The sequence below is a fragment of the Natranaerobius trueperi genome (genome assembly GCF_002216005.1).
Lineage (GTDB): Bacteria > Bacillota > Natranaerobiia > Natranaerobiales > Natranaerobiaceae > Natranaerobius_A > Natranaerobius_A trueperi.
Map to the genome: position 1 here is coordinate 23,206 of NZ_NIQC01000008.1, position 15,305 is coordinate 38,510.

Genomic DNA, 15,305 nt, shown 5'->3' on the forward strand with positions numbered 1-15,305 from the left:
ACCCCCTTTTCCTTAAATTTTTTAGGAATTTTCTTTATCAATAACCCCTCTATGAATAAGCTCTTTTATATCTCCTTCAGATAACCCAACTAACTCTGTAAGAACTTCTAAATTATGCTCTCCAAGAGAAGGTGAAGGTTCTTTTATCGAAGCTGGAGTATCTGACAGCTTTACCGGGTTACCTGGAACTCTAACTTTACCTGCTTTTGGATGATTTAGTTCCACCATCATTTCCCTTTCTTGGATATGCTTACTCTCACAAGTTTGCTTGATATCATATATAGGAGCACAAGGTATTCCACTATCTAAAAGAAGCTCAGAAGCCTCTTTCACAGTACGATCTTGTAACCATGATTCTATGATTTGTTTTAATTCTGCTTGATTTTGTAATCTGTTAAAATCTGTATTAAACTTTTTATTTTGAGATAATTCTGGCTGACCTAACGTTTCTGCAAATTTTGCAAACAATGCATCATTTGCTATAGCTATAACTATATAACCATCTTTTGCTAGAAAGGTATCAAATGGTGCACTGATAGGATGTCTGTTCCCTATTCTGGTAGGGACTTCTTCCCCTATCGAGTATCTGACTACATTACTTTCTAATAAAGTAAAAATACTATCTATCATAGAAATATCAACTGACTGACCTTTACCAGTTTTCTCACGATTAAGTACTGCAAGGGCTATCCCATAAGCTGCGAAAAGTCCTGAACTCATGTCAGCTAAAGATGAACCTACTTTTACAGGAGGTTTATCTGGATAACCTGTAATACTCATCATTCCACCTATTGCCTGGGCAACTAGATCATAAGCAGGTCGTTTTTTAAAAGAACTCGTATTACCAAATCCAGATATACTACAATACACAATCTGAGGATTAATTTCAGATAGAACTTCATAATTTAGACCTAATTTTTCCATCACTCCAGGCTTGAAGTTTTCAACAACAACATCACATTTTTTTACCATATTTTTAAATATCTCTTTGCCTTGGTTATCCTTTAAGTTTAATGTGATACTCTTTTTTCCTCTGTTAAATAACATATAATAACCACTTTCTTGTTCCTTAAATGGTCCAAAGTGCCTTGAGTCATCTCCAATTCCCGGACGTTCAATTTTAATCACTTCTGCACCCATATCAGCCAGCAACATTGTACAAAAAGGGCCTGATAATACCCTTGTTAAATCTAATACTTTTAAACCTTTTAAAGGTTTAGTCAAACTATATCCCTCCAATACAAAATTTCAATTTTGTTTTTAGAGAATTCAGAATTTTGTAACTTTTGTTTTTGCTAAAAAATTAAATGTGTCGCCAGCGCAACTAATGGAATAGCAATTACAGTTCTAATCAGGAATATGATAATTAAATCTAAGAAATTAACTGGAATATCCGCTTCTAACATGGCATTAGCACTTTCTGTGAAAAATATAATCTGAACAGTGCTAAGTACTATAACGAAAAATACACTTTCAACAGATATATCTGATCCAACAATGATTGCTAATGGTAAGAGAAGTTCAGATATTCCTACTAATGTGGAAGCTGCTATTTCACTTGCATATGGTATATTAAATAAATTTAAATACGGGACCATGATCATTCCTAAATAGTCAAAAAACGGAGTATATTCTGCGATTAGAGTACCTAGTACTGTAATAGACATTACATAAGCTAGAATCTTCTGGGCAAATTTAGCTGCTCCCCAAAAACTGTAGTATACAGCATTTATGCCCTTAGGAGCCGCAGTTTTAGAGGCTACAGATACAGCCTTACCAAAAATCTGCTTATCAACTTTTGTATTTTCTTCTTGAACTTGTTCTTGGGTTTGTAGAGTTCCATCGATATAAACATCTTTTTTAAAAGAAATTGGTGGTATCCTTATAACTATTGCCCCCATTATAAAAATGGTAATTAAAGAAGTTAGTATTATATGAGGGAATAGATGTAGCACATCTCCCATAGTCGCTAATACTGCAAAAAAACCTATACTACAAATACTAAAGTTTGTGGTAATCGCGGAAGCTTCTCGTTGAGTATATATTTTTTGGTTATATAGTTTGTTTGTTACAAATACTCCAACTGCAGGAGCAGCAACAAAAGAAGCTAAAGCATCAACTGCAGAACAACCTGGTACACGATATAAAGGCCTCATGATTGGAGCTAATAATGTGCCTAAAAAATCTACTAAACCAAAATCAATTAAGAAGGCTACAAAGGTTCCAGCTAAAGTAACAGTTAATAACACGCTTCCAGATAGATACAGTGCTAATCCACCTACATCAGGGTGAAGTATCTGTTCTGGACCAGTATCAGTAATTACTAGAAAAGAAAAAATTGTTGACAACAAGTACAGTGTAAATATTATCCAGTTATCCTTTTCGTGATGTTTTTTAAAAGTTGGCAATAAATTGGTACATTTAGTTAATAAAAATGTTACCACTAACATAATCGACATGATTAATACTAAATAGTCTAATGCAAACTCTAAATGATCCTGGACAAAATCAAGTATTATAACCAGTGGAACTCTAATTTGACCATCAGTAATTGAAACCGGGATAAAAAAGATGAAGATACCTATCAAAGTACCTAATACAAATTTTAATACCCCATTTTTATAAACGTTATTATCTAAATGCAACTTACTACCTCCTTTCCTTATAATGATTTTTGTGGTAAGTTCTTTTTCGATACGCCTAGAGTTTTCTAGACATGGTAATAGTCATTAACCTTGAATGCTATCTAACTATACTGTTACTATAAGTATACGTATTGCCCTGCCTTTTGATCTCCGTAAATTTTTTTGAATATTAAGAGTATTTTTTTATTTTCGACTCTAGGTTAATATAATAGAATTATTTTTTGATTATCTTGATAATTTTGTTTAATTATTTTTATGTAGTTACAAAAAAATAGACCTGTAGCAAACAGGTCTATTTAGAGTTAATTCATCCTATTCTCTTAGAAATTAATGATGTTAAATTTTTATCATTACGTATTGTTTGTTAAATATAATTATTTAACAACTAAACCATTTTTTTACCTATCACAATAAGTAGAGATTACTTTCTATAATCTATCTTTTACGTTAGGAAATGTAGGATGAGTTACGTCTAATTTTAATGGAGGGATATACATGGTAATCAAAACCACGCTATAAATATTGCTAAAGAAGCAAGAAAAAAATAAGTCTGTATCGATTGCAATCGAAGGTAATGCAGCAAACGTTTACAGTGAGTTACTAACTAAAAATTTTATTCCAGATATAGTAACTGATCAAACATCAGCTCATGATTTACTCTATGGATATATTCCAAATTTTTTGTCAATAGAAAAGGCCGAATCCCTTCGTAAAAATCACCCCAGTAAATATATTAACTACGCCTTATCATAAATTAAATCACATTTACAATTTATGCATTAATGAGATGATAGCTAATCATGACCAATTGTAATGACAAGAGACCATATAGAGCCAGCAGGTACAATAGCATCTCCTTATAGAGAAACAGAAAATATGCCAGATGGGTCTTTGCCATAGTTGATTGGCCAGTCCTTAATGCCCTCTTAAATACTAGTTCAGGAGCAACTATGGTAAGCCTACACTATGGCGGTGGGGTAGGTATTAGTCATTCTATTCATGCAGGAATGAGTTTAGTAATGAACAGACTTTACTAAAAGAAATTAAGAAGTGTATTAAATAATAATTCTAACCTAAGCTTCGTCCGATTAAAAGATGCCAAATATAACTAAGTTATCTCAGATAATAAGTGATTTGAGGGGGGGATTGCTTGACATCAATAATAATTTATGATGAAGATACAAAAGACCGCACTGGAATCAAATGGTTATTAGAGAATAGTGCTATTGAAATAGATAAAATTGAAGAAGCAAAAAATTCACATGAACTTATTACTAAGCTTACACGAATGGATGATAATAAGCTGTGCATTATATTTAACCCCTTTACTTTAACAGAAACTGAACTAACCCATATATCAAATACAAAAATTAAAAACAATTATATAAAATTAATTGCAATTTCACAACTAGAAGGTATTGAAGATTTTAAAAAAATTCTCCATTTAGAGCTATTTGACCATATAAAAAAACCACCTGATCCTAATCAAGTTTTAACTAGTATTTCTTCTGCCTTTCATAAGCTCGACAAACAAATAAAGTTTAAAAAATCAAAAGAAGTTTTCTTAATAAACTACCATACTTCCTTTGACTTTGTCTATAATCTCATATTTTCGAATTTTAACAGTATAAAACAAATTTATGAATACGCACAGGCTTTAGGATTTCAGTTACTTCCTAATTTAGCAATAGTAGCTGACATAGACAATTTCTATTATAAAACTAAAAATACTAGTGAACAGTTTAAATTTAAATTCAGAAATAAAATTTTTCATCAAGTTGAAAAAATAATTGCACCCTACAAAGGAAGTGCTGCTGCACCTCTTGGAAAAGAAAAAATAGTGATTTTAACATCACTTCCAGTCTGTAAAGATAATGAGGAATTTAGTGTTAATTGTCTCACCTTAACAGAAAAGCTCCAAAAAAGAATCGCTCAAAATACAGACTGTACCTTGACAATTGGAGTAGGAAAACAACAGGATACAAGAAACTTGCATTTATCATATCAAGAAGCAGTTTCTGCATCTGAACATAAATTCTTTAAGGGAAATAATCAAGTACTCTTTTATCATCAAGAGACCCCATTGTCAAAAACCCTTCCTTATCAAGACTACGAGTTAGAAACAATAGTATTAGATAAAATTAAACTTGGCGATCTCAGTGAAGCCTTAAATGCCTTTGAACATCTGTTCGGAAAATGTTTTTACTCAGTTAACACAAAACCTTGGCTTCTTAAAATTAAAACAATCCAATTCATAACTACAATTATGAGGGTTGCAGCAGAAAAAGGGGTAGATTCCGAAATAGTCTTCAATTTTAACGCTAAATGGACGTACGATATTATAGAAAGTGATTACATCAGTGATTTGAAAATTATAATTGAAAAGGCTATAGAAGATGCAATCAATTATGTTTCACAAGGTAAAAACCAACAAAATAGTCGAGTGATCAAACGAGCATGTAAATACATCGATTATAATTATAATAAAAATATTTCTCTAAACGATATAGCAGAGGTAGTTTGTTTAAACCCCTATTATATTAGCCATATATTTAAAAAAGAGATCGGAATATCTTTTATCGAGTATTTAACTTACAAACGTATGCAAAAAGCCAAATATTTACTTTTAGATACAAATGAAACTATCTCAGAAATTGCTATAAGAGTTGGATATTCTGACCCAAACTATTTTAGTAGAGTTTTCAAAAAATACTTTGGTTCCCCACCTAGCAATTTTCGCAAGTAAACACTAAAAAAAACAGGACAACAATGTCCTGTTTTAACCCCTTAAATATTTTTGACCTCTTTCAGATAGACCAAGTAAAGGAAGGTCTTTTAAAAGGTCATTCTCACTCCCATATCCTGCTAAATATCCGTTAATTCTTGCTGCAGCTGTTGAATCTACAAGTTCTCTAAAACTATTGTAAAAGTTCTTTAATTCATCCATAAGTTCTGGATACTTTTGTAAATAAAACTTTTGATGAAAATCTTCTCCTCGAAAAAACTTAGAATAAGATTGTATTTCTGTATACAATCTAGTTGATAATTTGTCTTCTTTGTCCTTTTTCGTTTCTAATATTTGTTCTCGTTGTTTTTCATTATGATACAAGATAATAGACATGTATTGTTTAGGACAAGATTTAACCGTTGGATGGTGACTTTCCCAAAAGATATTTAACAATTCTTTATATGAAATTTGATTTGGATCAAAATCTAACTCCACTGTCTCAGTGTGATCACCTAGACTATGATACGTAGGATTATCTTTTTCTCCTCCTGCATATCCCACTCTAGTTCTAATTACACCAGTAAGTTGCCCAAACTGAGCATCTGGTCCCCAAAATCAACCAAGCCCAAAGGTAGCAGTCTCTGTTTTACAAGGATTATATTGATCTATCTTTGGCTTCATATTAGATACCTCCAACTAAATACGATTTACTATTAGTATTGTAGCCAAGTTCTATATCTAATACTAATTATTTGATACTTCTTTCTCAGTTACTTTTTCAAAAAATCTACCGATATTTCTAAACTTAGTGTATCTGTTTTCTAGTAATTCACCGGTTTTCTTTTGAGATAGATCATCAAGGGCTTTTAAAAGATCAGTTTTAATAATTTTAGACATAGCTTGTACATCTTTACTAGCATCTTGATAAGGTTCTTCTAAAACTTCATCAATTATTTTTAGTTCCTTTAAGTCTTGTGCGGTAATCTTCATCATATCTGCTGCTTCTTTTGCTTTTGAGGAATCTTTCCATAATATACTAGCAAAGCCTTCTGGTGATAGTATGGAGTAAACAGAGTTCTCTAACATCCATATTTCATCAGCTACTGTTAAGGCTAGTGCACCTCCACTACCACCTTCACCAATAACTATTGAGATAACCGGTACATTTAAAGAAGACATTTCATAGAGGTTTTGTGCTATTGCTTCACCTTGTCCTCTTTCTTCTGCACCTTTACCACAACCTGCACCTGAGGTATCTACAAAGTTTATAATCGGCCTATTAAACTTCTCTGCTTGTTTCATAAGTCTAAGTGCTTTTCTATAACCTTCAGGGTTAGGCATACCAAAGTTTCTATCAATATTTTCTTGTAAGTCTCTACCTTTTTGCTGACCTATAACAGTTACAGGTAAATCATTTAAAAAGGCCAACCCACCGACTATACTAGCATCATCAGCAAAATATCTGTCTCCATGAAACTCTATAAATCCTTCAAAAATATTATTTATATACTCTAAAGAAGTAGGTCTTTCTTTTTTTCTCACTAACTTCACTTTATCATAAGGGGGTAGTTGTTCACTTTGTTCTATTCTCTCTACACTTGTTTTTTCAAAGGAGGTATCACTACTATCTACCACTCTTAAAGATGGGTTGTTTAATTTGTGCAATTCTAAAATATGACTAAGTTTACTTTTCATATTGTTTCGATGTATTATTTTATCAATAAACCCATGGTCTAATAAAAACTCAGCCCTTTGAAATCCTTCAGGTAACTTTTCTCTAGTAGTTTGTTCTATAACTCTTTTTCCTGCAAAGCCTATCAGTGCATTAGGCTCTGATAAAGTTATATCACCTAACATGGCAAAGCTTGCAGTAACACCACCAGTTGTAGGATCTGTAAGTACTACTATATAAGGTAGTCCCTTTTCTTTTAGTTTATTAATAGCAGCACTGGTTTTTGCCATTTGCATTAATGAGTAGATACCTTCCTGCATCCTCGCTCCACCTGATGCTGTAAACAAAATAACAGGTAAGTTTTCTTCTATTCCTTTTTCTATAGCCCTTGTTACTTTTTCACCTACAACAGAACCCATGCTACCCATTAAAAACCTACTATCCATAACACCTACTATCGCTTGTTTATTATTAATTTTACCAATTCCTGTGACAATAGCTTCATTCAGTTCAGTCTTTTTTTGTAGTTTTTCTATTTTTTCACTATAGCCGTGAAAATCCAATGGGTTTTCAGAAAAGATATCTTTATCTAACTCGAACCAAGTATCTTCATCTATTATTTGTTTTATCCGCTCTTTAGCACTTAGCCTAAAGTGATGGCCACACTCATGACAAACATAATGGTTTTCTTTTAAGTCATTTACATATATGATTGACTTACAGTCATCACATTTTTCCCATAATCCGACTGGAATGTGTGGTTTAGTAGGCTTTGTACTAGTTTCTGAGTTCAGGGTTATATTGTTCGTTTTTTTAAATAGTCCATTAAACACATGACCATCCCCTTGTTTTTAGATTAAAAGGATTGATTATTAATAAAGTTAGTATCATAAGATCCTTTTACAAAATCATCATTATTTAAAATATCTAAGTGAAAATCAATATTATTTTTTACTCCTAATATAACAAACTCTCCTAAAGCTCTTTTCATTCTATTAATAGCTTCTTCTCTATCTTTACCATGGACTATTAGCTTTGCAATCATAGAATCATAATTTGATGGTATTGTATATCCATCATAAAGAAGAGAATCTACCCTTACCCCTAAACCATTAGGGATAAAAAGTCCTGATACCTTACCCGGACAAGGCATAAAACTTTCCTGTGGATCTTCAGCATTGATCCTACATTCTATGGAATGTCCCTTTAATACTATATCGTCTTGAGTTTTCTCTAACCTTTTTCCTGCTGCAATTTTTATTTGTTCTTTAATTAAATCCATACCTACTATCTCTTCTGTAACCGGATGTTCAACTTGAATCCTAGTATTCATCTCCATGAAATAAAAATTATTATGTTTATCTAATAAAAATTCAATTGTTCCCGCATTTTCATATCCAACATATTTAGCTGCCCTCACAGCAGCTTGTCCCATTTTTTCTCTTAGTTCTTCAGTCATCACAGGACACGGGGCTTCTTCTACAACTTTTTGATTTCTTCGTTGAATAGAACAATCTCTTTCACCTAAATACAAGACCTCACCGTATTTATCAGCAAGAATTTGTACTTCTACATGTCTCGGATTTTCTAAATACTTTTCCATATAGAGTGTGTCATCACCAAAAAAAGCTTTCGCTTCTTTTTTAGCTGTACTAAAAGCATTTAAAAGTTCATCTTTATTTCTAACAATTCGTATACCTCTACCTCCACCACCGGAGGCAGCTTTAATCATCACTGGGTACCCAAGTTCTTCAACCATTTCTCTAGCGTCTTGTTCATTATTTAATGGTTTTTTAGTACCCGGAATAACTGGAACATTAGCTTGTTGCATCAATTCCCTTGCATTAGACTTATTACCCATCTTATCAATTACTTCTGCACTAGGACCTATAAATGTAATATTACATTTTCTACAGATTTCAGCGAAACGACTATTTTCTGATAAAAAACCAAATCCAGGATGGATAGCTTCAGAACTAGTAAGTTCTGCAGCACTTAGTATCCTACTAATATTTGTATAACAGTTATCTGTTTCTGTACCAATACAAATAGATTCATCTGCCATTTGAACATGTAGAGCTTCTTTATCTACAGTAGAATAAACTGCTACTGTTTCAATTCCCATTTCTCTACAAGCCCTAATTATTCTAACGGCAATTTCACCTCTATTAGCTATTAAAATCTTTTTAAACATATTCATCATCCTTTACTACAATATTAACTAGTTTTAATTTTAAATAGCTCCTGTCCATATTCTACACTATCATCATTCGCACACAGTATTTCTACAACTTCACCACTAACTTCACTTTCTATTTCATTCATAATTTTCATAGCCTCTACAATACAAAGAACATCACCTTTTTCTACTTTACTCCCTACTTTTACATAGTCTTCTTTATCAGGAGAAGGTGCTGAATAAAATGTCCCTACTATAGGTGCTGTAACTATTTCAATATCATCATCGTCTAAATTAACTTCCTTTGTTTCAACATCTGTTTTTTCTAGACTAGGTTTTTCTTTTGTAACACTCACATCATTATTTTGTTTTTCCATTTCTATCACAACGTTATTTTCTTCTATTTTCAATTTTGTAAGATCTGAATCATTCATTTCCTTCATTAATTTAATAATCTCTTTGTAATCCATTGTTATCACTCCCACTATTTACTTTGTTTGTTTTTAAAAAAGGTATTTAATTTTCTCATAGATTTAATAAGAACTTCCCGTTCTTCTTTAGAGAGCTCTATAATAGCTTCTTGAACCATTTCTTTATGAAAAGTTTCATGAATTCTCTTAGCATCTATACCTTTTTTGGTAAGTTTTAAATATACTATTCGTCTATCCTCTTCAGATCTCGCTCTTTCTACATACCCTTTTTTAACTAGGTGATTTATTGATGTACTTAATGTACCAATAGTAATTCCTAGTTCAGAGGCAACTTGTGACATAGTGCGTTTAGACTTTTTCCCAATCTTTTCAATGGTATGAACTTCTGTAATAGATAAATTTTTAAGTCCTTTTGACTGTAAAACCTGCTGCTGGATATTAAGAATATCATTAAAAGTATCTACTAGTAATTCATTTAAAACACTCTCAGGCATCAAATCCCCCCTGAACCTATTAATAGATAACGTATATCTGAATAATCAAATACTTTGATCATCAAACTTTGACAATCAAAGTATATCTCTTTAAAAAATAGTTGTCAAATATGACAACTATTACTAACCCACTAACCCTATAGATTAGCTTTAGTTTTTTAAACATAACTATGTATACTTGGAAGTAACATATTTACCCCAACATAAGTAAATAACACACACAAGAAACCTATAATTGCAAACCATGCTGCTTTACGACCTCTCCAACCTTTCATAATTCTTGCGTGTAAAAAAACAGAATAAACCACCCATGTAATTAGGGACCAAGTCTCTTTCGGGTCCCAACCCCAATATCGAGCCCACGCTTGTTCTGCCCAAATGGCTCCTGTAATTATGCAAAGTGTTAGCCCAATAAAACCAAAAGCTACAGCTCTATAGTTAATCAAATCTAATACTTCTAAAGATGGAAAAAAAGATTTATTAAATATACTACGCTTATCAAATTTTCTCTCTTTTAAAAGATACATAATTGAAATACCACAAGCAACTGCAAAAGCTCCGTATCCTAATATTGCCGTAGCTACATGGACTGATAACCAACCACTTTGTAAAGCTGGCATCGGAGGACTTATATCGCGTGGTAAGGTTGAAGCATATAAGATCATAAGAAACCCTATTGGAACAACAAAGGCTCCTATTCCTCTATATTTAAAATCATAATACCTTTCAACATATAAATAACTTAATACTATCCCCCATGCAAACCAAGTTGCAAATTCGAACTGGTTATGCATGGTTAAGCGATCAGCATTAATTATTCTAATAATAATTGAAAGTGTATGAACAATCAAACCTAAGAATGTTATTAATGTTCCATATTTTCCTGCCTTACTTTCTTTATTAACTAATATATAGTTACTAACATATATTAAAGTTGCTACAAAATATAACACAAATGTCATAGAAAACAATGTATCTTCTAATGATCCTAGTTGTTCAGCTGTCATTTTTATCACCAGCCTCATCTAATTTATTAACTAAGTTATTAAATTCATTTTTAATTACCGTTTCGTCTTTAAGACTTTTTCCTCCGACTATAACTTTAGTTCTACTATCTTTTGGTTCTATATAAGCCCAAACTCTACGAGGATATAGATAAAATGAAAGTCCTAGACCAACTAACATCAAAGCACTACCAAAAAAGAAAATTGGTATACCTGGGTCATGCACTACTCGAAGTCCAGTAAACCTATCATAATCAGTAAATCCAAGCTTAAAATTATCAAACTCCACTGTTTCACCCGGAGAAGTTAAAAATGTATCTACAGGTTGTTGGTTTTCATAAAGCGTCCAAACAAAACGTGGATTATTAGGCTCTGGTGAACGATTTCTCGGACCTGCTAACGTTTTAGCATAGTCTGGATAAAAAGACTGTAAGAAAACCACTAGGTTTTCATAGGGATGTTCGAATACACCTTGCTCTCGTAAATAAACAGTATCTATAAAATCAGTTTCCTGATTTTCAATTGTAAACTCTGTCTCCCAGCCATAACTAGATTGATATAAGTTAACACCATCAAATCTTAAAGGATTATTGACATATATTTCATCACTTTTTTGCTCTTCTCCACCTGCTTTAACAGTTAAATTACTATAATATTGATCTACTGAATAGTCATCACGAAAATCTACTTGAAAATCATCTACTTTAATTGAAAATCCGGCTTTTTCTATGTAAACTTTGTCACCTGGTTTTCCAGTGATAAAATCTTCAAAACCAGCTATGTTTCCAAACGCAAATCCAAATATAATTATCACAAAACTTAAATGTGTTAAAAAAGATCCAAAATACCCTAATCGTCCTTTTTCAGCTAGTATAACCTTTTTGTCATCTTCACTTTTGATAACTTCTGTTCTATATCGTTGTTTTTCAAAATAACTCTTAACCTGATTTATAGTTTTAGTTGTGTCATCATTTAAGTCTTTAATAAGAGAGTATTTAAATTTTTTAATATTCTCTTTTGTAATAGTTTTATTAGGTTTAAAAGCCATCTTATATAGTTTTGGTAACCTATTTAAACTACAGAAAAATATATTAGCACAAAGTGTTGCTACAAGAACAATAAACCACCAAGCTTCAAATACATTGTCTAACCCCACCGTTAAAATAATATTAGCTACTACATCACTATACCTTTCTTCATAAACTTGAAAAGGTTTCTCTTGAGGTACAAAAGACCCTAAACTTGAAACAATAGCAAACAAAATTAATAAAATTATTCCACACTTCATTGAACTGAAAAACTTAACAATATCATAGTAGATAGTTTCATCCTTCTTATCTTTATTTTCCATTACCACACCTCATTTTTAGCTTCTCTACTATCAAGTTTTAACATTTTTTACTTTAATATGCATAAATATACTTTTTCCGGTAAGAAGCTATTTTTGAGGCTTATTCCGAGTTATCGTTCCATAACCCTAAAGGCATTTTAATTTAAATACTCAATAGGTTCTTTGCTTGAAAATGAAGAAATGGTCAGTACACATTTCGAAGGATGCATTAGAAGGATATAAGGGGAAACAGAGAATTAGACATTAGAGCTGATGTAAGTTATGTGAATTATTTGAAAGAACTGAATAACAACAAAATAAAGTATATTAGAGAGGATAAAAAGGTTTAGTGTCTTATAGAAGACACTGAAGAAGTTAGCAATTGGAATTAACTTGCAAAAGGTGGTAAGATGCCAGGATATAGATGAAAAAGAGGTGGGAGAAGACTTTTTCAAATCTCATTAGACTTAGTAAATTGTCTAGACTGTCATAGAAGAACGTATGGGTGATCAAGTCTTCCACATCACCTATCTTTCAGTTAAAAATAAGTCATACTTGATTTTTTATATTCTTTTGTACTATATAGTAATTGATATTCAGTTAAATTTGTTTTTTTAGACATTTGTCTAACAATTTCTTCACACTCTTCTTTTGAATAACCATGGATCATTGTATAAAGGTTATATGGCCATTCAGGATAAGTTGGTCTTAAGTAAACATGGCTTGCTTCTTTAAAACAAGCAAAAGTTTTTCCAACTTCATTAACTAAATGATCAGGAACTTTCCAAGCTACCATAGCATTAGCATTAAATCCTGCATGTCTATGCTTTAAAATGGCACCTATCCTACGTAATAGTCCTTGTTGTTTCATAAAACTAATCTCATCAAATAATCGTTCTTGACTTATCCCTAATTTATCAGAGATTTCTTTGTATGGCTCCTTTGACATAGGTAAATCACCTTGCAAATGAGCTATAATTTGTTTTTGTAAATCAGTCAATTCATTGTTCATATAAACACCTCTACTAAAAACTGTAACCTTTTCACTCTAAGGATTTTACTTTTCATCTAATGATTCATGAGTTTTTTATATCAGTGTAGAGTCAAATACTCCACCTAATCTTCTCGTTAGCACATCCACTAACCCTTCTATTGTATATTCATCTGAAGTTGCATTCACTTTAATTCCTAGATCATTACAGGTTTTTTCTGTAATAGGCCCGATAGAAAATGTATCTACATTTTCTAATCCTTCAGTACCTATCAAGTCTACAAAATTCTCTACTGTAGATGAACTAGTAAAAGTTATAGCATCTATTTCATTTTCTTGTAGTAGTGTTTTAATCTCTTCTTGAGCGGTTGATTCTTTAACAGTCTGATATGTTGGAACTACATTTACTTCTAGACCCATATCTTTTAGTGCTTTTGGAAGTATTTCCCGTGCTTTTTTAGCCCGTGGAAAGAGTACTTTTTCTTCTTTTTTCACCTTACCTTTAAGTGCTTCTATTAACCCTTCAGCTCTATATTCTTTTGGTACGACATCAACTAATAGTCCTTTATCTTCTAAACATTCTCTTGTCTTTCTACCAACTGCACAAATTTTTATATTTGCTAGGCTCCTTACATCTAATTGATGATAGAATAATCGGTGAAAGAAAAAGTTAACGCCATTTTGGCTTGTAAAAATCAACCAGTGATAGTCGCCTAAATTATTTATTGCATTATCTAACTCATCTAAACTAGTTGGTGGTTCAACTTTAATAGTTGGAAACTCAACAGGTTCTCCACCTAACTCCTTTATATTTCTTGAAAGTTCACTTGCTTGACTTCTTGCTCTCGTAACTAATATTTTTTTACCAAACAGAGGTTTAGTTTCAAACCAGTTCAGTGATGATCTTAAGTTAACTACCTCTCCGACAACTATTACTCCAGGGGATTTGACATTATGTTTTTTAACCTTTTGAACTATATTAGTTAAATCACCTGTTAGGGTATATTGATCTGTAAAAGTTCCCCACCTTACTATAGCAACAGGGGTATTCGGGTCTCGACCATGTTTAATTAAATTTTCAACTATATTCTCTAAATTTCCAATCCCCATCAAAAAGCAAAGAGTATCAGTAGCTGTAGCTAGTTTATCCCACGAAAGTGAACTATTAGGTTTGTCAGTATTTTCATGTCCAGTTATAACTGAAAAGCTAGAACTTACATTTCTATGTGTTACTGGAATTCCTGCATAACTAGGAGCAGCAATAGATGAGGTTACTCCTGGGATTATTTCGAATTTAATTTTCCTATCATGTAATGCTTTAGCTTCTTCTCCTCCCCGACCAAATACAAAGGGGTCTCCACCCTTTAGCCTTGTGACTGTATAACCCGCTTCTGCTTTTTCTATTAGTAATTGGTTTATTTCTTCTTGAGTTAATGTATGATTATTTGGAACTTTTCCAACATATATAAACTCAGTAGTTTCATTAGCATAAGTTAATATGTCATTACTTATTAAGCGATCATAAATTATTACATCAGCTTTTTTTATGCAGTCTATTCCCTTTTTGGTAATTAGTCCTTCATCACCCGGACCTGCACCAACCAGATAAACTTTACCGTTCAAATCGTCACCCCCTGGTGTTAATATCATTAAGTATTTTCTTTGCACCTTCATCAATCAATTTATTTGCTAAAGCCCTACCTTAAAGTTTCTGATAAATCTTTAGGGCCATGTCTTGCGCATAACTTTAGTTAAAATGATACCATCTAAGCTTTAGTGTTCAAGTTTATAACCGGAATATACTCCCATTTTTTTATATACTTCTACATCA

12 protein-coding genes and 2 pseudogenes are annotated in these 15,305 nt (G+C 32.1%); 3 read left to right on the forward strand and 11 right to left on the reverse strand.

The features are described from left to right. Positions 1-21: 21 nt before the first annotated feature. Together CDO51_RS04995 and CDO51_RS05000 are read right to left on the reverse strand one after the other, a co-directional pair. Positions 22-1,224 carry a CaiB/BaiF CoA transferase family protein gene (locus CDO51_RS04995; protein WP_089023208.1) on the reverse strand — a complete coding sequence of 401 codons (1,203 nt, stop codon included), beginning with the start codon at positions 1,222-1,224 and terminating at the stop codon, positions 22-24. Between the two features lie 71 nt (positions 1,225-1,295). Further along, on the reverse strand, positions 1,296-2,645 hold the full coding sequence (locus tag CDO51_RS05000; protein WP_089023209.1) for a YjiH family protein: 1,350 nt from the start codon (positions 2,643-2,645) through the stop codon (positions 1,296-1,298). A 522-nt stretch (positions 2,646-3,167) separates the two neighbouring features. Between CDO51_RS05000 and CDO51_RS05005 the strand changes: the two genes are divergently transcribed. From CDO51_RS05005 to CDO51_RS05015, 3 genes and pseudogenes are all read left to right on the forward strand, one after another. Continuing rightward, on the forward strand, positions 3,168-3,398 hold the full coding sequence (locus CDO51_RS05005) for a urocanate hydratase family protein (protein WP_158212328.1): 231 nt from the start codon (positions 3,168-3,170) through the stop codon (positions 3,396-3,398). Between the two features lie 51 nt (positions 3,399-3,449). After that, a pseudogene (locus tag CDO51_RS15315) lies at positions 3,450-3,664 on the forward strand (urocanate hydratase); the annotation flags it as partial. 131 nt (positions 3,665-3,795) lie between these two features. Beyond that, entirely contained in the window at positions 3,796-5,391 is a 1,596-nt protein-coding gene (locus CDO51_RS05015; RefSeq protein WP_089023212.1) for a helix-turn-helix domain-containing protein, read from the forward strand. Between the two features lie 33 nt (positions 5,392-5,424). Here CDO51_RS05015 and CDO51_RS05020 read toward each other — a convergent pair. The 9 genes and pseudogenes from CDO51_RS05020 to cobA form a co-directional block, all read right to left on the reverse strand. Continuing rightward, positions 5,425-5,976, reverse strand: a pseudogene (locus CDO51_RS05020) (peptide-methionine (S)-S-oxide reductase MsrA); the annotation flags it as partial. Positions 5,977-6,117: 141 nt separating this feature from the next. Then, a complete protein-coding gene (locus CDO51_RS05025; RefSeq protein WP_089023214.1) occupies positions 6,118-7,878 on the reverse strand; it encodes an acetyl-CoA carboxylase carboxyltransferase subunit alpha in 1,761 nt (586 codons plus the stop codon). Positions 7,879-7,901: 23 nt separating this feature from the next. Continuing rightward, complete coding sequence (locus CDO51_RS05030; protein ID WP_089023215.1) at positions 7,902-9,239, reverse strand: acetyl-CoA carboxylase biotin carboxylase subunit; 1,338 nt, start codon at positions 9,237-9,239, stop codon at positions 7,902-7,904. Between the two features lie 23 nt (positions 9,240-9,262). Further along, a complete protein-coding gene (gene accB / locus CDO51_RS05035) occupies positions 9,263-9,694 on the reverse strand; it encodes an acetyl-CoA carboxylase biotin carboxyl carrier protein (protein ID WP_089023216.1) in 432 nt (143 codons plus the stop codon). A gap of 14 nt (positions 9,695-9,708) precedes the next feature. Then, a complete protein-coding gene (locus CDO51_RS05040; RefSeq protein ID WP_089023217.1) occupies positions 9,709-10,149 on the reverse strand; it encodes a MarR family winged helix-turn-helix transcriptional regulator in 441 nt (146 codons plus the stop codon). Between the two features lie 158 nt (positions 10,150-10,307). Beyond that, the gene (gene ccsB / locus CDO51_RS05045; RefSeq protein WP_089023218.1) at positions 10,308-11,156 is read right to left on the reverse strand and encodes a c-type cytochrome biogenesis protein CcsB; all 849 of its coding nucleotides are present in this window, start codon (positions 11,154-11,156) and stop codon (positions 10,308-10,310) included. After that, positions 11,146-12,504 carry a cytochrome c biogenesis protein ResB gene (resB, locus tag CDO51_RS05050; RefSeq protein ID WP_089023219.1) on the reverse strand — a complete coding sequence of 453 codons (1,359 nt, stop codon included), beginning with the start codon at positions 12,502-12,504 and terminating at the stop codon, positions 11,146-11,148. Before resB ends, ccsB begins: the two co-directional genes overlap by 11 nt. Positions 12,505-13,021: 517 nt before the next feature. Continuing rightward, the gene (gene ahbB / locus CDO51_RS05055; protein ID WP_089023220.1) at positions 13,022-13,495 is read right to left on the reverse strand and encodes a siroheme decarboxylase subunit beta; all 474 of its coding nucleotides are present in this window, start codon (positions 13,493-13,495) and stop codon (positions 13,022-13,024) included. A gap of 75 nt (positions 13,496-13,570) precedes the next feature. Further along, entirely contained in the window at positions 13,571-15,097 is a 1,527-nt protein-coding gene (cobA, locus tag CDO51_RS05060; RefSeq protein ID WP_205842114.1) for a uroporphyrinogen-III C-methyltransferase, read from the reverse strand. Positions 15,098-15,305: the final 208 nt, after the last annotated feature.